At 63.1% G+C, this 20,774-nt stretch carries 17 protein-coding genes and 1 tRNA gene; 15 read left to right on the forward strand and 3 right to left on the reverse strand.

The annotated features are described in order from the left end of the window. Positions 1–24: 24 nt before the first annotated feature. On the reverse strand, positions 25–795 hold the full coding sequence (locus VPH40_RS10145; protein ID WP_328573372.1) for a hypothetical protein: 771 nt from the start codon (positions 793–795) through the stop codon (positions 25–27). A 119-nt stretch (positions 796–914) separates the two neighbouring features. Here VPH40_RS10145 and VPH40_RS10150 point away from each other — a divergent pair. From VPH40_RS10150 to VPH40_RS10175, 6 genes are all read left to right on the forward strand, one after another. After that, positions 915–990 (forward strand) — tRNA-Phe (locus tag VPH40_RS10150). A gap of 176 nt (positions 991–1,166) precedes the next feature. Further along, positions 1,167–2,276, forward strand: coding sequence for a serine hydrolase domain-containing protein (locus VPH40_RS10155; RefSeq protein WP_328573373.1), 1,110 nt, complete (start codon positions 1,167–1,169; stop codon positions 2,274–2,276). Between the two features lie 186 nt (positions 2,277–2,462). Then, positions 2,463–3,812 (forward strand): RCC1 domain-containing protein, encoded by a 1,350-nt coding sequence (locus tag VPH40_RS10160; RefSeq protein WP_328573374.1) that lies wholly within the window; start codon positions 2,463–2,465, stop codon positions 3,810–3,812. A 562-nt stretch (positions 3,813–4,374) separates the two neighbouring features. Continuing rightward, complete coding sequence (locus VPH40_RS10165; RefSeq protein WP_077399256.1) at positions 4,375–4,707, forward strand: hypothetical protein; 333 nt, start codon at positions 4,375–4,377, stop codon at positions 4,705–4,707. A 123-nt stretch (positions 4,708–4,830) separates the two neighbouring features. After that, positions 4,831–7,185 (forward strand): acyl-CoA dehydrogenase, encoded by a 2,355-nt coding sequence (locus tag VPH40_RS10170; protein WP_328573375.1) that lies wholly within the window; start codon positions 4,831–4,833, stop codon positions 7,183–7,185. Between the two features lie 66 nt (positions 7,186–7,251). After that, positions 7,252–7,497, forward strand: a complete 246-nt coding sequence (locus VPH40_RS10175) for a DUF1059 domain-containing protein (RefSeq protein WP_099665586.1) — start codon at positions 7,252–7,254, stop codon at positions 7,495–7,497. Here VPH40_RS10175 and VPH40_RS10180 read toward each other — a convergent pair. After that, complete coding sequence (locus tag VPH40_RS10180; RefSeq protein WP_328573376.1) at positions 7,494–8,702, reverse strand: TCR/Tet family MFS transporter; 1,209 nt, start codon at positions 8,700–8,702, stop codon at positions 7,494–7,496. The two genes, VPH40_RS10175 and VPH40_RS10180, sit on opposite strands and share 4 nt — an antisense overlap. Before the next feature lie 105 nt (positions 8,703–8,807). Here VPH40_RS10180 and VPH40_RS10185 point away from each other — a divergent pair, with 105 nt between their 5' ends. From VPH40_RS10185 to gdhA, 9 genes are all read left to right on the forward strand, one after another. Continuing rightward, the gene (locus VPH40_RS10185; protein WP_328573377.1) at positions 8,808–9,446 is read left to right on the forward strand and encodes a TetR/AcrR family transcriptional regulator; all 639 of its coding nucleotides are present in this window, start codon (positions 8,808–8,810) and stop codon (positions 9,444–9,446) included. A gap of 221 nt (positions 9,447–9,667) precedes the next feature. Then, on the forward strand, positions 9,668–11,056 hold the full coding sequence (locus VPH40_RS10190) for an FAD-binding oxidoreductase (RefSeq protein WP_328573378.1): 1,389 nt from the start codon (positions 9,668–9,670) through the stop codon (positions 11,054–11,056). A 92-nt stretch (positions 11,057–11,148) separates the two neighbouring features. Then, complete coding sequence (gene trhP, locus VPH40_RS10195; protein ID WP_328573379.1) at positions 11,149–12,510, forward strand: prephenate-dependent tRNA uridine(34) hydroxylase TrhP; 1,362 nt, start codon at positions 11,149–11,151, stop codon at positions 12,508–12,510. 184 nt (positions 12,511–12,694) lie between these two features. After that, complete coding sequence (locus VPH40_RS10200) at positions 12,695–13,942, forward strand: DUF819 family protein (protein ID WP_328573380.1); 1,248 nt, start codon at positions 12,695–12,697, stop codon at positions 13,940–13,942. A gap of 313 nt (positions 13,943–14,255) precedes the next feature. Then, complete coding sequence (locus tag VPH40_RS10205; RefSeq protein ID WP_251349263.1) at positions 14,256–14,996, forward strand: Stf0 family sulfotransferase; 741 nt, start codon at positions 14,256–14,258, stop codon at positions 14,994–14,996. A 56-nt stretch (positions 14,997–15,052) separates the two neighbouring features. Then, a complete protein-coding gene (locus tag VPH40_RS10210) occupies positions 15,053–16,093 on the forward strand; it encodes a polysaccharide pyruvyl transferase family protein (RefSeq protein WP_289899411.1) in 1,041 nt (346 codons plus the stop codon). Between the two features lie 2 nt (positions 16,094–16,095). Continuing rightward, entirely contained in the window at positions 16,096–17,397 is a 1,302-nt protein-coding gene (locus VPH40_RS10215; protein ID WP_328573381.1) for a Rieske 2Fe-2S domain-containing protein, read from the forward strand. After that, on the forward strand, positions 17,394–18,383 hold the full coding sequence (locus VPH40_RS10220; RefSeq protein ID WP_328573382.1) for a glycosyltransferase family 2 protein: 990 nt from the start codon (positions 17,394–17,396) through the stop codon (positions 18,381–18,383). The genes VPH40_RS10215 and VPH40_RS10220 overlap by 4 nt, the downstream gene beginning before the upstream one ends. A gap of 208 nt (positions 18,384–18,591) precedes the next feature. Beyond that, positions 18,592–19,935 (forward strand): NADP-specific glutamate dehydrogenase, encoded by a 1,344-nt coding sequence (gene gdhA / locus VPH40_RS10225; protein WP_328573383.1) that lies wholly within the window; start codon positions 18,592–18,594, stop codon positions 19,933–19,935. 157 nt (positions 19,936–20,092) lie between these two features. Here the strand turns inward: gdhA and VPH40_RS10230 are convergent, their stop codons facing one another. Next, complete coding sequence (locus tag VPH40_RS10230) at positions 20,093–20,650, reverse strand: flavin reductase family protein (RefSeq protein ID WP_077399216.1); 558 nt, start codon at positions 20,648–20,650, stop codon at positions 20,093–20,095. Between the last annotated feature and the right edge of the window lie 124 nt (positions 20,651–20,774).

Genomic DNA, 20,774 nt, shown 5'->3' on the forward strand with positions numbered 1-20,774 from the left:
CGGCTTATGAGGTTCGGCAACGCGTCAGGACTGCAATTGCAAGGTCTTGACGATCTTGCTTTCCACCTTCTCGCCTGCGCCCGACATGGCATTCTTGCTTTCCTTGCGCAGGAGCAATAAATGGTCGCCGCTGACGCCATACTGGCGCGTCTCGTCCGTCTTTTGCGTAAAGCTGATGACGACAAAGGCGCGCCCGCTCACATCCACGTGGAAATGGCTGGCCAGCGGCGTGCCGTCCGCCGCGATCCACACATCGAGGCCGCCTTCGAACTTCTTCACATACTTGCGGTCTTTCTCAGGCACCTTGTCGAGCGACAAGGTAAAGCTGAGCAGGCGCGCCGGCTTGCCCTTGTAGCTATCCATTTTTTCGCCGCTGAACACGGCTTCCTCGATTTCGCGCGACAGGGTATCCGCCGCCGACACCATGGAGCGCAGCTCCGTCGCCTTCATTTCCCCCAGCGCAAAGCCGATCGGCGCCTTGGCCTTCGGATCCTTCACCTTGGCGCGCTGCTCGGCCTCCACTTTCGCCAGCACCTCCTTGCTGTAGAGCACTTGCAAGCCCGCCGGCCCGCCCTCGACCGCCACCGTGGCCTGGCCGCTATCCTCTTCCGCCGCCTTGCCCTCGCCTTCGCGGCGCCAGGTTTTCGATTCGACCTGCGCCTTGATCGGCATCTGCCCCTGCAAGCGCGCCAGCGCCGCGTTCAGCTCGGCCAACCCGTCGGCCCGCGCCGCGCCGCACAACAAACCGAACAAGCCCGCCACCGCCAGGCCTTGCACTCCAATACGTCGCTGCATCGCCACATCCCTTTCGGTCATACAAGGATGCCAAAACACCATGTTTTGGCCATCTGTTGCATTTGAACACAGCCAGCTCTGGTCAGGTGGAAAGTCTTTCTGCTATAATTCGCCGCCTTGGCCTGGTAGCTCAGTCGGTAGAGCAGAGGATTGAAAATCCTTGTGTCGGTGGTTCGATTCCGCCCCGGGCCACCAAGAATAAAAAAACGCCACCTTCGGGTGGCGTTTTCTTTTGTCCGGCACCGCCGTTCCCCCTCTGGCAAAACCGTGCGCGTGACTTTTTTCTGTCGCCGCCGAACCCATTGTGCGAGAATGCCCCTCCCCACTGGATGGTGCGCATGATGATCAGACTCGCCGCAATCACAACCGGAATGACACTGCTGCTGGCAGCTTGCAAGCCCGCGGCCACGGCGCCCGCGCATGACATTCCTGCGGCAATGCGCCAGACCGCGACCGCCCTGCTGCAGTCGAAACTGCTGCACGCGACCTCGATAGCCCTGGTTTATCGCGGCCAGGAGTTCATCCTGCATCAAGGCGAGCTGGAGACCGGCAAGGCCAATCCGCCCAACGATACAACGCTGTATGAAATCGGCTCAGTCAGCAAAACCTTTGCCGGCCTGCTGCTGGCGAACGCCGTGCTCGATGGGAAGGCGACGCTCGACGATCCCATACAAAAATACCTGCCGGCCGCCTACCCGAACCTGCAGTCGCAGGGGCAGCCCGTGCGCTTGCGCCATTTGATCACGCACACCAGCAATATGCCGGGCATGCTGCCATTGCAGGTGAACACCGTATTGCAGGATTTCACGGCGCACGCCACGCCGGCAAAGCTCAACGCAGCCTACGCCAACTACGGACAACCCCAATTCTGGCAGGACTTGCATACAGTCAACATCAACGGTCCGCTGGGCAAGGACTACGCCTATTCCAGCGCCGGCACCGAACTCGTTGCGCACGCGCTCGAAACCATCTACGGCCTGCCCTATGAAGTGCTGCTCACGCAATTTCTCGCGCGCGAAGCCGGCATGCACGATACCAGGCTGAGAATCGCAGCCGGGGATAGCGACAGGCTGGCGCCCGGCTACCACAGCGACAATCCCGTCATCACGACACCGATGCCGCAACTGCCCTGGGGGGCCGCCGGCAACCTGAAGTCGACCATGCCGGACATGGCGAAATACCTGCGCCTGCAATTGAGCGCCCATCCCGCCGTCGTCGAATCGCACAAGCCGCTGCTACGCTTTCAGGATGACTTCAGCATTGCCTATTTCTGGAACATCGGCACGAATCGCCAGCTGGGCACGCATTACGTCCACCATGGCGGCGTGCCGCGTGCGCAAGGCTACGCCTACATCGTTCCCAAATATCAGCTCGGGGTCTACATCATCACCAACCAGAGCGGCGACGCCACCGCCGGCGCCATGGAAAGCGCGCTGGCGCATATCTTCGACACCGTGGCATCCATGGAAAGCGCGCAGTAGGCCGGGCCTTGTTTGGCACATCTTCGTACCGCTGCTTCGATTCCGCCCCGGGCCAGCAAGAATGCAGCAGTACTGATCAAGACGCCACCTTCGGGTGGCGTCTTTGTTTGCTGGCGCCGAAAACAATAATGCCGTATGACAATATGACTTAAGTTACAATCATGCAATTTTATAAATTGCATTCCCATGACTCATTTGCGTATTATTTCAGCGACCAGCTTAATGCTCGCCTTGAGCGCCTGCGGCGGCGGCAGTACTTCACCGACATCGCCTCCCGCTCCTCCCCCGACACCGCCCACACTGCCAACGCCCCTGCCGCCCGAGGTCAGCGCCGTTTCGCCCGCCAAGGCCAACATCGGCATGGTCACCACCTTTACTGTGACTGGCAGCAATCTGCCGGATAACATGCAGTTTGCGTTGACGGACTGCGCAGGTATCGCCGAGCTCAGCGGGGGTAACAGCACGCGGCGTCAATTCAGCTGCACGCCGACCGGGCAATCGGGAGCGCGCCAGGGTGCCGTGTCCGCGAGCGCCGGCGCCGCATCGCCATTGCACAAGCTCTCCATCGACTATCAGGCGATTGCCGCATTCGTCACCAGCCTGAATTGGCGCTACGCCGCCCTCAAATCTGACGGCACACTCTGGGGCTGGAACCCTCTCCAGCCCGTACCGGTCAAGATCGGCGACGGCTACGCCGATGTTGCAGTCAGCATCGCTGCCACCCTGGCCATCAAGAAAGACGGCTCGCTTTGGAGCTGGGGCAACAGCAATGACGCAGGCATCCAGGGCAATGGCACGAGCGGCTCAAACGCCACTCCTGTGCAGATCGGCAGCGATTTCCTCAAGGTCGTCGTCAAAGGCGAGAGAAGCGTCGCCGGCGAAAACGCCGAAGCCCTGAAAAAAGACGGCAGCCTGTGGGTCTGGGGCGCGCGTAGCCTGCAGCAACCCAACGCCATCGAACCGGAGCTGACGCCGCGCATGATAGACACGGGCTACGTGGATATCGCCCGTGGCAGTGGCGGGGCGTCACTGGGCCTCAAGCGCGACGGCTCGGTGTGGACATGGACCCAGAATCTGGCCAACCAGCCATTTACACCGGTCAAGATCGCGGATGGCTATATTGCGATTGCCACCAGCTACGATGCGGTCTATGGCTTGAAGGCGGACCATTCGCTGTGGAACTGGGGCGGCAACGCGCCCAACCAGGCACCCGCCGCCACACCCACTGCCGCCACGCCGGTCAAGGTGGGAGATGGCTTCATCAGCATATCGGCAGGCACTTATTATGCGCTTGCCGTCAAGTCCGACGGCACCTTGTGGGCAGGCGGCGATGGCAACAACGGCCAGTTCGGCGATGGCCAATTCAATCGCGGCGTCTTCCGGCAAGTCGGTACCGGGATTGCCGCCGCATGGGCTGGCAGCGCATGCTCCTTCATCCAGAAGAGCGATGGCAGCTTGTGGGCGGCAGGCTTCTGCGACCTGGGGGATGGCAAATATGCGCGCTACATTCTCACGCCGGAACCCGTCACGCTGTAATTTTCCCAACTGCCCATCCGGTCACCGTCCTGGATTTACGTGACATCAAAGGCCTGGCTCTGGCACAGCCATGGCCGTTTCAAGGCGGCGCCAGCACAGGCGTCACTATTGAGAATGGACAAGTTCGATGAGGCCTCTGGCACTTGTATTTAGCGCGTGTGTGCTCGTTGCATGCGGTGGCGGAGGCGGTGGTGGCGACTCCCCGCCGGCCCCTGCCGCCCAGGCAGATTTGACCGTCAAATAAGCGTGCCAGGCAGCACCAGGCCCTCAGTCGCGGTGCTGCCACTCCAATTTGAACAGCCACAGCAACCTTCGGGTTGGCTGTTTGTCCTTGCACAAAACCTCCCCCCCACCCCGCCGCTATGTACGCAAACGTACGGACTGCGGCTGTCCAAAAGCACATGCTGCAGGCAGACCACATCCCTTCCCGCCGCCAGCGCCCTGCGCGACACGGCGCAACGGCTACCTGATCCGATTCTCTCCGCCATACCGCCATGCGAAACTCGCGCCCGACGCCGTCGAGCCGTTCCGTACATCACGGCACACTGCCAAAGGATGCATCATGAAAACTACCCTGATATTGCTCGCGCTCGCCTCTACCCTCGCCCTGACCGCTTGCCAGCGCGAAGCGCCACCCGCGCCTACCGTCGTACAAGTCGTTCCCGGCCCTGCCGGCGCGCCTGGTCCTGCCGGCGCTACCGGTGCCAAGGGCGCCGAAGCCCCTGCCGGCGCGACGGGTGCCACCGGCGCCACGGGCCAGACGGGCGACAGCGGCATGCAAGGCAACGATGGCGCCAAGGGCGACGCTGGTGTTGCCGGCGATGAAGGCGCCAAAGGCGACACGGGCGCCAAGGGCAAGACGGGCGACACGGTGATTGTCGTTCCGCAACGCTGATACGCCTCACGCCAGACACCACAACGCCAACCCCTGCGGTTGGCGTTGTGCGTATGCGCAGTACCGCACAGTAACATCGGCCGCATCGGCCTACTCTGTTGTCATGACACAGGGAGATATCGCATGCTGACGATCATACTGATGCTGGCCCTGCTGGGCCTGGCTTTACTGTTTGCGCCCGGCCCCGTGCGCCGCGCCTTGCTTGCGCCGCACCTGCTCGCGCTGTTCAAGCGCATCTTGCCGACCATGTCCGAGACGGAACGCGACGCGCTCGAGGCGGGCACTACCTGGTGGGATGCGGACCTGTTTTCCGGCCGGCCCGACTGGCCCAAGCTGCTGGCGTATGGCCGCGCCACGCTCACCGCCGAGGAGCGCCACTTTCTCGAGCACGACGTCGAACGGCTGTGCAAACTGGTCAACGACTGGGAAACGCAGCAGCAACTCGACTTGCCACCGCAAGCCTGGGACTACATGAAAAGCCAGGGTTTCCTCGGCATGATCATCCCGAAACAATACGGCGGCAAGCAATTCTCCGCCTACATGCATTCGCAAGTGGTGATGAAGCTGTCGAGCCGCTGCTCGGCGCTGGCCGTGACCGTGATGGTGCCCAATTCGCTGGGGCCGGCCGAACTGCTGTTGCACTACGGCACCGAAGAACAGAAAAACCATTATCTGCCGCGCCTGGCTGCCGGCACGGAGATTCCCTGCTTTGCGCTGACCAGCCCGTATGCGGGTTCCGACGCGGCCGCCATTCCCGACCTGGGCGTCGTGTGCATGGGCATGCATGAAGGGCGCGCCACTGTCGGTTTCCGCCTCACGTGGAACAAGCGCTACATCACGCTGGCGCCCGTGGCGACCTTGCTGGGCCTGGCATTCCAGACCAGCGATCCAGAACACTTGCTCTCCGACAACGATGCGCCCGGCATCACTTGCGCCCTGATCCCCGCCAGCCACGACGGCGTGGTGATCGGCCGCCGCCACCATCCCTTGAACGCCGCGTTCCAGAACGGCCCCACGTCCGGTCAAGATGTCTTCATCCCCATCGACTGGGTCATCGGCGGCCAGGCGCAAGTGGGGAAAGGGTGGCGCATGCTGATGGAATGCCTGGCGGCCGGGCGCGCCATTTCGCTGCCCTCGTCCAGCGTCGGCATGGGCAAGATGGCCGTGCGCGGCACCGGTGCGTATGCGGCCGTGCGGCGCCAGTTCAACATGCCAATCGGCAAGTTCGAAGGGGTGCAGGAAGCGCTGGCCCGCATGGGCGCCAACCTGTACTTGATGGACGCGGCCCGCACCCTGGCCGCGCACGCCGTCGACCTGGGCGAAAAGCCGGCCGTCATTTCCGCCATCGTCAAATACCACGTCACGGAGCGGGGCCGCGCGCTCGTCAACGATGGCATGGACATTCTCGGCGGCAAGGGCATCTGCGTGGGACCGAACAATTTCCTCGCCAGCGCCTACCAGCAAATCCCCATCGCCATCACCGTCGAAGGCGCCAACATCCTCACGCGCAGCCTGATCATCTTCGGCCAGGGCGCCATCCGCGCGCATCCGTATGTGCTCAGGGAAATGGCCGCCGTCAGCGAAAGCGACGGCCGCAAGGCCGTGCGCGATTTCGATGCAGCCTTCTTTGGCCACGTGGGCTTTGTCCTGAGCAACCTGGCACGGGGGCTGTGGTACGGCCTGGGCGGCGCGCGCCTGGCAGCCGTGCCCGACGACGGCGCCGCGGAACTGGCGCCCTATTACCGCGCCCTGACGCGGCTGTCGACGGCGTTTGCCGTCATGACGGATATGTCGATGTTCGTGCTCGGTGGCGAACTCAAGCGCCGCGAGCGGCTGTCCGCCCGGCTCGGCGACGTGCTGGCGCAGCTGTACCTGGCGTCATCCGTGCTGAAGCGCTATGAGGACGATGGCCGTTTCGCCGCCGACCTGCCCTATGTGCACTGGTCGCTGCAAGATGCACTGGTCAAGGCCCAGCAAGGCTTGACGGGCGTGCTCGATAATTTCCCCACGCGCGGGCTGGCCGTGCTGCTGCGCACCCTGCTGTTCCCGTTTGGCCTGCCACACCGTCCGCCATCCGACGAACTGGGCAGCGAGGTGGCGCTGGCCCTGCAAACGCCGGGCACCGACCGCGAACGGCTGCTGGCCGACGGCCATGTCGCCAGCGACGCCGCAGATCCCGTGGCCTGCGCCGAGCGGGCGCTGGCCCTGCTGCCCGACGTGCTGCACATCGAAAAACGCCTGAAAGACACGCCCGCAGGCGCAACCCTGCGGCACTTGCCGCAAAGCCTGTCCGCCATGCAACAGTGGCTGGCCGCAGCCAAGGCAGCAAGCTTGGTCAGCTGCCAGGAGCACAATACCTTGCTGGAATATGCGCGCCTGGCCGATGGCTTGATCCAGGTCGACGATTTTCCGGCCGAGGCGGCGCAGCCAGCACACTTGCCGGTACACGAGGCCGATACCGGCGGCCGCGCCGCCTAGGCGAATTTGCGACCTATACTGAATGGAGCGGGCGCGGTGCCCGCTCTTTGCAGAAAGGAGTCGATCATGACACGCAAATTCATCGATTGCCGGGAATTTCCAAGCGACACACATTGCTCGGTGGCCATATCGGCCGACAGCGAGGAAGAGCTATTGGGCATTGCCGTGGAACATGCGGTCTCGGTACACCACCACCACGACACGCCGGAGCTGCGCCAGCAGCTGCGTCAACTGTTCAAGGACGGCATGCCGCCCGAACACCTGCCCATGACGGGGCAGGCCGGCAGCAGCGGGGCCTCGCACGCGCACTAGCCTGCCAGGGCTTGCGCCGGTTTCTGCAAGCGCAAGCCCAGCACGAGCGGTACCAGCGCCGCGTACACGACGATCACGGACAGCCAGACGGCGCCGGGCCAGTGCGCCCTGACGCCAAAGTAAATGCTGGAAAACACCAGCGGGCACAGCACGGACGCCAGGCTCACGGCCGAGGCCAGCACGCCCTGGAACTGGCCTTGCCGGTCCTCGGCAACTTGCCGCGTCGCCAGCGACTGCAAGGCCGGCGCGCCGATGCCGCCCAGGGCGAACACGGGCATGATGGCGAAGATCATCCAGCTGCGCGTGGCAAACGCCATGACGAGCAGCGCGATGCAGGCGCAAGCCACACCCGTCAGGATGGTGGCGCGTTCGCCCAGCAGTTTCACGGCCGGACCGGGCAAGAAGGCCTGGGCCAGCGCCTGGCACACGCCAAAGGCGCCCAGCGACAGGCCGATCCACAGCCCGTTCCACGCGAACGCGTCGTGTCCCCACAAGGCCCAGCACACGCCATACACTTCCCCGGCCGCGCTGAAGGTAAAGAAGATGACGGTGATCGGCAGCAAGCTTTTCTCAGAGAAAACCCAGCGCAAGGGGCGCAAGGGATGCAATGCCGCCAGGTCGATTTTTCCGCGTGTCGGCGTTCGTGATTCGGGCAAGCTCAACCACGCCAGCAACAGATTGCCCGCATTCAAGACGGCTGCCGCCATGAACGGCAGGCGCAGCCCGTAATCGCCCAGCGCGCCGCCCAGCACGGGGCCGATGATGAAGCCTGCACCGAACATGGCGTTGAGCAAGCCGAAGCGGCGCGCCCGCTGGTTCTCGGCCGAAATATCGGTGAGGTAGGCGGTGGCCACGGAAACGTTGGCGCTGGTCAACCCCGCGATGGCGCGCCCCAGCAGCAGCATCCACAGGCTGGGGGCGAAGGCTAGGAACAGGTAATTGACGGCCGCGCCCACCAGCGACAGCAGCAGCACGGGACGCCGGCCCAGGCGGTCGCTCAACGCGCCCAATACCGGCGCAAAGATGAACTGCATCAACGCGTACAGGGCCGTCATGATGCCGATATACGGCGCCACGTTATCGGCATGCGTGACGTCACGCAGCAGCGCTGGCAGGATGGGGAAGACCAGGCCGATGCCGACGGCGTCCAGTACGACAGTGGCGAAAATGACGGGCAGCGCCGCCACGGGAAGGGATTTCTTCATATACTCAATCTAAATATGTACTCAGTACATAAATAGTATTCCCCATCTTGCCGCATCATCAAGCGTTATCTGTACTCAGTACACTTCGTGTATGATCGGGGCAACATGACGATTCCTGCCGACCTCCGCTCCCGCAAACGCCTTGCCACCAGGCAAGCCATCTCGAATGCCGCCACGCGATTGTTCTTCGTGCACGGCTTCGAGCAAGTGACGGTGGACGAAATCGCGGCGGCCGCCAGCGTGGGACGCATGACGGTGTTCAACCATTTCCCCCGCAAGGAAGACATGTTCTTCGACCGCGAGGAAGAGGGACGCGAACTGCTGCGCGCCGCCCTGCGCCAGCGCGATCCCGCCATCGCTCCCATCGAAACCCTGCGCCTGCTGGCGCACCGCCTGGCGGCCGAGGACAGTCCCTACCTCACGTTTTCCGCCGCCGGCCAGGGCTTCATTGCCACCGTCGAGGCCAGCGCTACCTTGAAGGCGCGGGCGCGGGCGATCCGCGACGAGCTGGCGCACGTGGTGGCGCAAGCGCTGAGCGACGCCACGGGGCGCGATGCAAGCGATCCCCTCGCCCGCCTGGCGGCCAGCCTGCTGCTGGCCACGTGGAGCACCGCCCTCGTCGAAGCGCATCGTGCCTTCGCGCAACATGGCGACGCGCAACTGGCCAAGGCCGGCTTCCTGTCCCTGGTAGACCGGGGACACACGGGCTTGAACGCCGCCATGGCGGGCACGCCCTACGCCTGAAGCGGCAGCCCCGTCGTTCAGGCAGCCAATCGTCTGTCGCAGCGCAAGCCCTCGTACTTCCCTGTTTCATTTGCCGGCACCTGGGCTTGCGTACCGTCTGGCGCCTTCCTATCATGAAACCACGCGCTGGCAAACGATGCATGCAGGCCGGCACGCGGGAACAGTCCTCCTGCTTCCCGTCACCATACCCATAACCGCATGCAGCCGCTGGGAGGTACACGATGAATACCTTGACGAACGGCCAGCTCAATGAGTTGCAAGCCTCATTGAGAGGGCAACTGTTACAAACGAACGACGCCGGCTACGACAGCGCGCGCGCCGTCTGGAATGCGATGATCGACCGGCATCCGGCCCTCATCGCGCGCTGCGCGGGCACGGCCGACGTGCGCGCGGCGCTGGCGTATGCACGCGACCACGGCCTGCCCCTGGCCGTGCGGGGCGGCGGCCACAATATCGCCGGCAGCGCCTTGTGCAACGATGGCATGGTGATCGACCTGTCGGGCATGCGCTCGGTGCATATCGATCCGCAACAACGCCGCGCCCACGTCGAAGGCGGGGCCACCTTGCACGACTTCGACCACGAGGCGCAGGCGTTCGGCCTGGCCACGCCGCTGGGCATCAATTCCACCACGGGCGTGGCAGGACTGGCCCTGGGCGGCGGCTTTGGCTGGCTCAGCCGCACGCTGGGCCTGGCGGCCGACAACCTGCTGGCGGCCGACGTCGTCACGGCCGACGGCCAATTCCTGCATGCGAGCGCGATGGAGCATCCCGACCTGTTCTGGGCCTTGCGTGGCGGCGGCGGCAACTTCGGCGTGGTCACGCGCTTCGAGTTCCAGCTGCATCCGGTGGGGCCGCAAGTGACGGCCGGCCTCATCGTGTTTCCCTATGCGCAAGCCAAGGCGGTGCTGACGAAATACCGCGATTTCGTCGACGGCATGCCCGATGCATTGACCGTCTGGGCCGTCTTGCGCAAGGCGCCGCCGCTGCCCTTCCTGCCGCCGGAAGTGCACGGCCAGGACGTGCTGGTCCTGCCCGTCTTTTCACCCGTGCAATCTGCCGCCATGCAGGAAGCGATCGAGCGCATCGGCAGCTTCGGCCAGCCGCTGGGGATGCACCTGGGCAGCATGCCGTACACGGCCTGGCAACAGGCGTTCGATGCCCTGCTCACGCCGGGCGCGCGCAATTACTGGAAGTCGCACAACTTCACGCAGCTCAGCGACGCGGCCATCGATACCGTCATCCGCCATGCCGGCAAGCTGCCGACGCCGCAATGCGAAATCTTCCTCGGCCTGCTGGGCGCGCAGGCGAGCCGGCCGGCGCCGCAGGATACGGCCTATCCGCACCGCGACGCCCTGTACGTGATGAACGTGCACACGCGCTGGGACGAGCCGGCCGATGACGCGCGCTGCATCGCCTGGGCACGCGAGTTTTTCAACGACGCGGCGCCGTATGCGACGGGCAGCGTGTACGTCAATTTCCTGACCGAGGATGAAAGCGGGCGCACGGCCGACGCGTATGGCGTGAACTATCCGCGCCTGGCGCGCATCAAGAAGCAATACGATCCCGCCAACCTGTTCCGCGCCAACCAGAACATCTGTCCGGCCGCCTAGGCTGCCACGGCGCAGCGCCTTGCAATCCCTTGATCCAGGGCAATGCAATGCGCTCGCCGCCCGCTTACAATCGCCGGCTTTGCCCCTCCTCCATGCGCCACGCTCCCGAACTTCTCCTGCCTGCCGGTTCCCTGGCCAAGATGCATGCCGCCTTCGACTATGGCGCCGATGCCGTCTACGCGGGCCAGCCCCGCTACAGTTTGCGCGTGCGCAATAACGATTTTTCGACCTTGCAAGCCTTGCAGGAGGGAATTGATGGCGCGCATGCGCGCGGCAAGCAATTTTTTGTCGCAAGCAATATCTTCGCCCACAACGCCAAGCTGAAAACGTATTTGCGCGACATGGAGCCGGTGATCGCCATGCGCCCGGACGCCCTGATCATGGCCGATCCGGGCCTGATCATGATGGTGCGCGACAAGTGGCCGGAGATTCCCGTGCACCTGTCCGTGCAGGCGAACGCCGTCAACTGGGCCGACGTGAAATTCTGGCACCGCATGGGCTTGACGCGCGTGATCCTGTCGCGCGAACTGTCGCTCGACGAGATCGAGGAAATCCGCCAGCGCTGCCCGGAGATGGAACTGGAAGTGTTCGTCCACGGCGCCCTGTGCATCGCCTATTCGGGCCGCTGCCTGCTGTCCGGCTACTTCAATCACCGCGACCCGAACCAGGGCACGTGCACGAATTCCTGCCGCTGGGATTACAAGGTGAAAAATGCCACCGAAGACGCCAGTGGCGACCTGGGCGGCATGCAAGTGGTGCCGCTGGAATTCCACCAGGCGCTGGCCGAGGCCGACAACAACGCGTTTTCCGCCCTGCACCAGCAGCCGCGCCACCCGCTGGCCGACCAGCCCTATCTGATTGAAGAAGCCCAGCGCCCGGGCCAGCTGATGCCGATCCTCGAAGACGAGCACGGCACCTACATCATGAACTCGAAGGACTTGCGCGCCGTGGAACACATCGAGCGCCTGGTGAAAATCGGCGTCGATTCGTTGAAGGTCGAGGGCCGCACCAAATCGCTGTACTATGCGGCGCGCACGGCGCAAGTCTACCGCCAGGCCATCGATGACGCCGTCGCGGGCCGGCCTTTCGATATCAGCCTGCTGGGCCAGCTGCAAGGCTTGGCCAACCGCGGCTATACGGATGGTTTCTACCAGCGCCACCACACGCAAGCGCACCAGAACTACATGCGCGGCGCGTCCGAGGCGGACCGCAGCCAGTACGTGGGCGACGTGCTGGGCGTGACGGACGGCTGGGCCAGGGTAGACGTGAAAAACCGCTTTGCCGTGGGCGACCGCATCGAAGCCGTGCATCCGGGCGGCAACCGCGACTTCACGATTACCCGCATGCTGGCCGACGATGGCAGCGAGATCCAGGTGGCGCCCGGCAGCGGCCACTTCGTGCGCATCGAACTCGACGGGTCCCTCGACAAGGCCTTGCTGGCGCGCTATTTGTAACCGCCAGTCTGGAGCGCGGAGTGGCGAACCAGTATGTAAGTGTTTGATTTGACAAGAAAAATTCCCGCTGGCACGGCCTAAATAATTTGTTTAGGCTTCAACATTGCTATACGATACGGCCACCCTACGCCCGGGGGCCTTATCGGCATCCCGCGCGTCCCTGACACGTTCACCGGAATCCCCGATGCCACCTGCCACCTCTGCCCTGATCACCAATGACGCCGTCGTCCTCGGCCTGCTCGCCATGACCCTGGGGGCCGTTTTCTGGACCGCCTCCCGCCAAAATGGCTTCTGGAAAAAGTTTTACACGTATATCCCGTCCCTGCTGATGTGCTATCTGATCCCGGCGTTGCTCAACACCTTCGGCATCATCGACGGCAACACGTCCGGCCTGTACGCCGTGGCGCGCGACTATCTGCTGCCCAGCGCGCTCGTGCTGCTGTGCGTGGCCATCGATTTCGGCGGCATCATCCGCCTCGGCCCCAAGGCCATCATCATGTTTCTCACCGGCACACTCGGCGTGATGCTGGGCGCCCTCGTCTCGTTCGAAGCGCTGCGCCTGATCCACCCGGAAACGGTGGCGGGCGACACCTGGCGCGGCATGACGACTGTCGCCGGCTCGTGGATAGGCGGCGGCGCCAACCAGGCGGCCATGAAGGAAGTGTTCGAAGTGGACGCCACCCTGTTCGGCCAGTTCGTCGCCGTCGACGTGCTGGTGGCCAACGTCTGGACGGCCGTGCTGCTGTTCCTGGCTGGCCGCGCGGGCGCCTTCGACCGCTGGACGGGTGCCGATTTGACGGCCATCAATGCGCTCAAGGACAGCATCGAAAGCTACCGCGCCCAGCACGCGCGCGTCGCCACCCTGACGGACATCATGATCATCCTCGGCGTGGGCCTGGGCGTGACGGGACTGTCGCACTTCCTGGCCGGCCCCATCATCAGCTGGATCAATACCTTGCCCGCCGCATGGCGCCTGCAGGATTACAGCCTGACGTCGAACTTCTTCTGGATCGTCGTGCTCGCCACCACCTTCGGCTTGCTGCTCAGCTTTACCCGGGCGCGCAGCCTGGAAGGCGCGGGGGCATCGACCATCGGCTCGGCCATGCTGTACGTGCTGGTGGCCGCCATCGGCATGCACATGGATCTCGGCGCGCTGCTCGACAAGCCGTTCTTGTTCCTGCTGGGCCTGATCTGGATCGCCGTGCATGGCGGCTTGATGCTGCTCGTCGCCAAGCTGATCCGCGCACCCCTGTTCTTCATGGCCGTGGGCTCGCAGGCGAACATCGGCGGCGCCGCGTCGGCCCCCGTCATCGCCAGCGCCTTCCACCCGGCCCTGGCCCCTGTCGGCGTGCTGCTGGCCGTGCTCGGCTATGCGCTGGGCACCTACGGCGCCTACATCACGGGCTTGATCTTGCGCAGCATGGCGGGGTGACGCTTCTGGCAGCGCGGTAACGACAACGCCAGCCTTCGGGCTGGCGTTGTCGTTGGCTCACGAATCAGCTTGCTACCGGCCATCAATAGTTGCTAGGGAGAGACATAAAACATAAATAAATAATAACTTTGTGCTATATATGGCATGAATTGAGATAATATTTTAAAGCAACATATTTTCAAGAAAGTAAATTCTTTAATTGCTTTAAAAGCATCATCGCACGCAACAGGGCATAGCCAGCCTCCCCCCCCCACTCATGAATGAACGTTTCCCCACTCCGTTGACTAATATCAAGTCAGTATGGACCGGCAGCATGCGTCCAACGCCCGCAGAAATGCGTGAGTTTCCTTACGATACGTCGTCGCCACTCCCCCATAAAAAGCTATTGGTATGCGCAGCGCCACGTGCATCGAGCAAACGCCTGGCCCGCCTGTTACTCGGCGCAGGGATCGGCGTGCCGCTGGAGTATTTCAACGACAATAGCGTGCAGGCGCTGACGGAGCGCTGGCAAATCAAGAAACAGGATTACCTCGCGCATATTTTTGCCAGGCGTTCTGCGAATGGCCTGTTCGCATCGAATATCCAGTTTCCCCAGATACAAAAGTGGCCGTATCCACACGACTTTACCGCCTTGTTCGAAGGAGCGACGGTCATTCATTTGATCCGCGACAACAAGCTCGCCCAAGCGGCATCCCTGGCGACCTGCATGATCACGGGGCGCTGGGGTTTCGAAGTCGCCCCGGTAACAAAAAATTACTCGACCTGGCGCCTCAAACTGGCGGCGCGCAAGGCCATGCAGCTGATTGCCGTGGATGAGCAACTCTGGCAGGACTGGTTCAAGCAACGGGGTATCGAACCGCTCGTCATCAGTACCGAACGTGTCAACCGGCACGATCTGACGCTGATCGATGACATCGCCGCCTTGCTCGGCGTCAATGCCGATGCGGCAAGCGCCCAACGCATGCTGGACGTGGACCAGGGCGCCTACCCAGGGGACCAGGAACTGAAATCGCGCATGCGCACGCTCGTCGAAGAACTTGCGGCACGCGGCTAGTCAACGCCCGGGCTTCCCCGTTTTCATTGAACACACACAACAAGACAGGACGAACATTGAATATCTTTATGGTGCGCCCCACCACTCGCAATATCGGCAACGATCTCATCGGCTACGCTACGGCAGAGCTCCTCTATGAGGTGTTCGGAGCGGCCACCAATGTCGTCAGCATTCCTGCCTTGAAGGGACCGCAATTTGGCGGCCTGGTGCCACGCCAGATTTACGATATGAACCGCCTCGCCGACGCCGTCATCGTGGGCGGAGGGAATCTGTTTGAAAACGGCCAGCTGTCCTATGATGCCCAGGCCGTCAATGCCTTGCGCCGGCCGATGATGCTGATGGGGCTATCCCACGGCCGCATCACGGGCCGCGACGGGCAAATGGAAGACCGCACCGATGCGCTCAGCCCGACTGCGATACGGCACCTGGTCGAGCATGCCAAGGTGGCCATGGTGCGCGACACGGGTTCGCAGGAAATCCTCGCCGACCTTGGCGCCAAGGTGACGGTCGGTGGCTGCCCCACGCTGTACCTGCCGCCGAATGCCGAGGGCGATGCCGCCAAGGGCGGCGTGATCATTTCCATCCGTCACCCCATGCGCATGAGCGTTCCGGCCACCTTGCAGTGGCGCATCGCCGAAGACTTGCGCCGCCTGATTGCCGCCCTGCGTGCCGAATATGCGCAACCCGTCTACCTGGCTTGCCACGACTACATCGATCTCGAATTTGCCGCCGGCTTCCCGGAAGCGGCCCCCCTGTACTTTGACGAAGTCAGCCGCTACATCGAAGCGCTGCGCACCTGCAAGCTGCACGTCAGCTACCGCCTGCATGGTTTCCTGCCCTGCCTGGCCATGGGCTCGCACAGCATCAACCTGTCGTATGACGAACGGGGCCGCTCGATGCTGTCGACCATCGGCATGGCGTCGTGGGATGTTGATCTGATGCAAAGTGGCGACTGCGTGAGCGCCATCATGGACCGCGCGCGCTCGGTCGCGCAGTATCGCCGCGCGCGCCAGGACGCCCTGCCGCTGATACAGGAGTTGCGCCAGATCACGGTGCGCGGCTTGCAAACCTTGCGCACCCTGGCATCGGAGCAATGAAGATGAGCGCTCCATCCTCGACACAGGGCGTGTGGCTCAAGTGCCACGTCCGTGAACTCGCCCCGTGGGCAACGATGACCGAGCGCGTGCTCAGCGAAATTATTTCCACGGTCGAACAAATGAAGGGCGCCGCAGCAGCCCAGGTGCTGCGCCAGCATGGCATCGAGCGGCTGCACGAAGTGATCGACACCGACGATGTGACGTCCTTGCGCAATCAGGTGCTGGAACGCTTGCGCCAGCCCTTGCTGGCCATGGCGACGGCCGTCGGCCGCCAGATCCTGGGCTGGGACGGCGATTTCTATGTGGATGACTATTTGATCCTGCGCATCAACTTCCCCTACGAAGTGGCGCGCAAGACCAATCCGGCGAGCGAAAATCCCGGCATTGGCCGCCTCAGCGCGACCGTGCGCGAGCAGTTTCAGGCCCGTAAGGTCATCGACCCCGTGTACGCGCCGAAAGACTATCACCGGGGCCACCCGCCCGCCGCCTGGGCGCATGGTCCGCACATCGATAGCTGGGCTGGCCATTCGCGGGACGGACGCAATATCTGGTGGGCCATTGGCGAGGTGCCGGCGGAAGCGGGCATGGTGCTGTATCCGGAACTGGCCAACGCCTCGCTGCCCTGCGAGCGGCGCACGCTGTACCTGCAAGCGGGCTACCGCCTGCCGGTGCCGACTTATCTGCCGCTGGCGGCAGGCGAGATGCTGGTCTTCGATCCAGAAGTGCTGCACGGCACGCACCTCAATACGACGGACGCGACGCGCGTGGCCATCTCCATGCGCCTGAATGCTTCCCGCCCGACCTTCGATCCCGCCTGTTTTTACTCGCGCGAATTCTGGCGCCGGGCCGCCGATATCGAGCAGGGCCACGATGAAGTGCTGCACCTGCGACGCGAAGACAATTTCGGCGCGCCCGTCGTCGCCGCCCCCGTGCAGACGCCGGCAGCCGTTCCCGTCGTTGCCGGCCAGCTCGACCAGGCGAGCGGCGTCATACATGGCCAGCTTCCTGCTGCCGGGTCCGACACGCAGCGCATCATCGTCGATGCCGCGCCGTATCGCATCATGCTGGTGCGCACCAGCGACGGCACCCGCGCCTACGATGCGGCCTGCCCGCATTACGGCGTGGACCTGGCCGATGGCGGCTGCGACAGCGACAAAGTGTATTGCCCGGCCTGTGCCATCTCGTTCGACTTGCAAACAGGAAAATCGTCCTGCCCGTCATTGACACTGCAACCGTATGACATCCGGCAAGACGGCGCAGCCATCCGCATCCGTGTTGCGCCGCCAGAAGCCGTGGCGCCATGAGCGTCGCCCCCGTCAGCGTCATCATTTGCACCAGGAACGGCTGGTCCAGGGGGTTTCTCGACGACACCTTGCAATCGCTGCTGGCCCAGTCCCGGCCCGCGCAGGAAATCTTGCTGATCGACGATGCCAGCAGCGACGGCACTGCCGCTTACGTCCACGCTGCCTACCCGCACGTGACCATCGTGCACAATGCGGGCACCGGCCTGGCGGCCGCCAGGAACACGGGAGTGGCCGCCGCCCGTTGTCCATGGGTGGCCTTCATCGACGACGATGACATCTGGCTGCCTGAAAAACTGGCCGAACAACTGGCACAGGCAGAAGCATCCGACACGCCAGATGCGATTGTGTATGCATCGCAAGTTGCCACGCTTAACAGCCATGGCGGCAATCCCGTGGCTTGGGCAACGCCACGGCAATTTGCCGCCTGGCCCGCCTGCCTGCTGGGTTCTCCCATCCAGCCATCCGGCGTGCTGCTCAGCAAACGACTGCTCTCCCGTATCGGGCCATTCAGCGAACAGTTGAAGGAAGGCGCCGCTTACGACTACTGGATACGCTGCCTGAGTGCCGGCATGTCCATCCACTACAGTAGCAACGTCCTGCTGCACTATCGGCAACATCATCCACAAATGACCGCAATGTCGCGCAAGCTCGAGCATTTCCTGCATATCGACGCCATGCTCACGCCGCACCTTGCGCGACTGGCGCCAGCACTGGCCAATACGATCCGCTCAGCGCGCAAGCTGAACAATCTGCGTTCCCTGCTGAACCATACCGGTATACCGGCAGCAACACGTTACTGGCGCGCCAGCGCCCCTTGCCCGGTGCCCGGCCTGCGCACTCTTTCCTATTTCTTGCTGGATACTGTTGCATGCCGGGCTCCGCACCGGATTCGCCACACGCTGCGGCAGCGCGCCATGCAGCTGCTCATCGGCAAGGAAACGCCCTTGCCCGGGCTGCGCCCGAAACGATCCGGACACCTGACGTAAAGGTCCGCAACGCCAGCACTCACGCTGGCGTTTTTTGTTTTTCGGTCACTTTTTCCACCAGACCACTCTCTGTTTGGCCTCGCCGCTTGATGGGAAAGCGCGCCCCACAATGTAGCAGAAACCCCTCAAAACCAAATTTCCGCACCATTTTCGTGCAAAATCTGCGATGATAGTTGCCCAAATAACCGATTACCTCCATGGAATTCTGATGAAATACGCATCTGCTCACGAGTATGTCCAGCATGTCGCCGCACGCAATCCAGGTCAACCCGAGTTTCTGCAAGCCGTCACCGAAGTCATGGAGAGCTTGTGGCCATTCCTGGAACAGCATCCGAAATACGCGGAACAAGGCTTGCTGGAACGCTTGATCGAGCCGGAACGCGTGGTGATGTTCCGCGTGTCGTGGGTCGATGACCATGGGCAAGTGCAAGTCAATCGCGGCTACCGCATCCAGCACAGCATGGCCATCGGGCCGTACAAGGGCGGCATCCGCTTCCACCCGTCCGTGACCCTGTCCGTGCTGAAATTCCTTGCATTCGAGCAAACGTTCAAGAATGCCCTGACCACGTTACCGATGGGCGGCGGCAAGGGCGGCGCCGATTTCGATCCGAAGGGCAAGAGCCCGGGCGAAGTGATGCGTTTCTGCCAAGCCTTCGTGAGCGAACTGTTCCGTCATGTGGGTTCGGACACGGACGTGCCGGCCGGCGACATCGGCGTGGGCGGGCGTGAAGTGGGCTATATGGCCGGCATGATGAAAAAACTCAGCAACCGCGCCGACTGCGTATTCACGGGTAAGGGCGCCAGCTTCGGCGGCTCGCTGATGCGTCCGGAAGCGACGGGCTACGGTACCGTGTATTTCGCCGAAGAAATGCTGAAAACGCGGGGCCGCTCGTTCGAAGGCATGCGCGTGTCCGTGTCCGGCTCGGGCAACGTGGCGCAATACGCGGTGGAAAAAGCCATGGCCATGGGCGCGAAAGTCATCACCGTCTCCGATTCGAGCGGCACCGTCATCGACGAGGAAGGTTTCACGCCGGAAAAGCTGGCCATCCTGATGGAAATCAAGAATCATCTGTATGGCCGGGTCAGCGATTACGCCGCGCGCACGGGCGTGCGCTTCGAGGCGGGCGTGTCGCCATGGCATGTGCCGGTCGACATCGCCCTGCCCTGCGCCACGCAAAACGAACTGGACATCGACGCTGCGCGCACCCTGATCGCCAATGGCGTGCAGTGCGTGGCCGAAGGCGCCAACATGCCCACCACCATCGAGGCCGCCAAGGCCTTCGAAGCGGCCGGCGTGCTGTACGCGCCGGGCAAGGCCAGCAATGCGGGCGGCGTGGCGACTTCCGGCCTGGAAATGAGCCAGAACGCGGCCCGCATATCGTGGCCGCGCGAAGAAGTCGATGCACGTTTGCTGCAGATCATGCAAGGCATCCATGCCGCATGCAAGCAATACGGCACGCGCGCCGACGGCACGGTCAGCTATGTGGATGGCGCCAATATCGCCGGCTTCGTGAAAGTGGCCGACGCCATGCTGGCGCAAGGTGTCATTTAACCCCAAGACAGATACGGGGAGCATCTTGAGAATTAACGACACCTGACAAAACCGTAGCGAGCGGAAGAGAGAGGTGGCCGAGAAGCGCAACCGTACTCGGGTACGGTGAGCATCGCAGGCCGCCTATATCGACGCGCAGTAGGTTTGGTCAGGTGTCCTACGACATTTCAGGTTTCATCAGGCTCTTGCGGCTGATGGTGCGGCCCGATACCATGAACTCGCCGTTGCCACGGTAGTGCAGGGTTTCGGGCAGCTTGGGCGAGGTGGCCACGTGGGCTTTCACGCACTCGAAAATGAAGAAGCCGCCCTTGGGATTGCCCGCCACCTGGGCCAGCTTGCATTCGAAGTTGGCGTAGCACTCGGCGATCAGGGGCGCGCCCACCTGCTCGGCCGGCTGGGGCGTCAGGCCGAAGGCCGTGAACTTGTCCGTGTCTGCGCCGCTGCAATTGCCGATGGCGACCACCTGGTCGACCATATCGGCCGTGGGCAGGTTGATCACGCACTCCATGCTGCGCTTGATCATTTCATAGCTGTGGTTCGCGTCGGAAATGAAGCAGCCCAGCAAGGATGGCGTAAATTCCATCAGCATGTGCCAGGCCATGGTCATGACATCGCTTTCGCCCTGCCACGTTGAACTGACCAGCACCACCGGCCCCGGTTCGAGGAAGCGCCGGATGTCGGCGACGGGATAATCTTCTTTGTGGTAATTTTTCATGCAGTCTCCAGGACGCGGTACGCCACAGCATAGCCCAACGGCGCCTTGCCGGGCGCGCGGCTGGCCGCTGGCGGCGCTCATCCGCGCCGCGATTTGTGCCGTTCGTCGCAAATTTCTCCCCAAT

The sequence above is a fragment of the Janthinobacterium sp. P210005 genome, assembly GCF_036231865.1.
Lineage (GTDB): Bacteria > Pseudomonadota > Gammaproteobacteria > Burkholderiales > Burkholderiaceae_D > Janthinobacterium > Janthinobacterium kumbetense.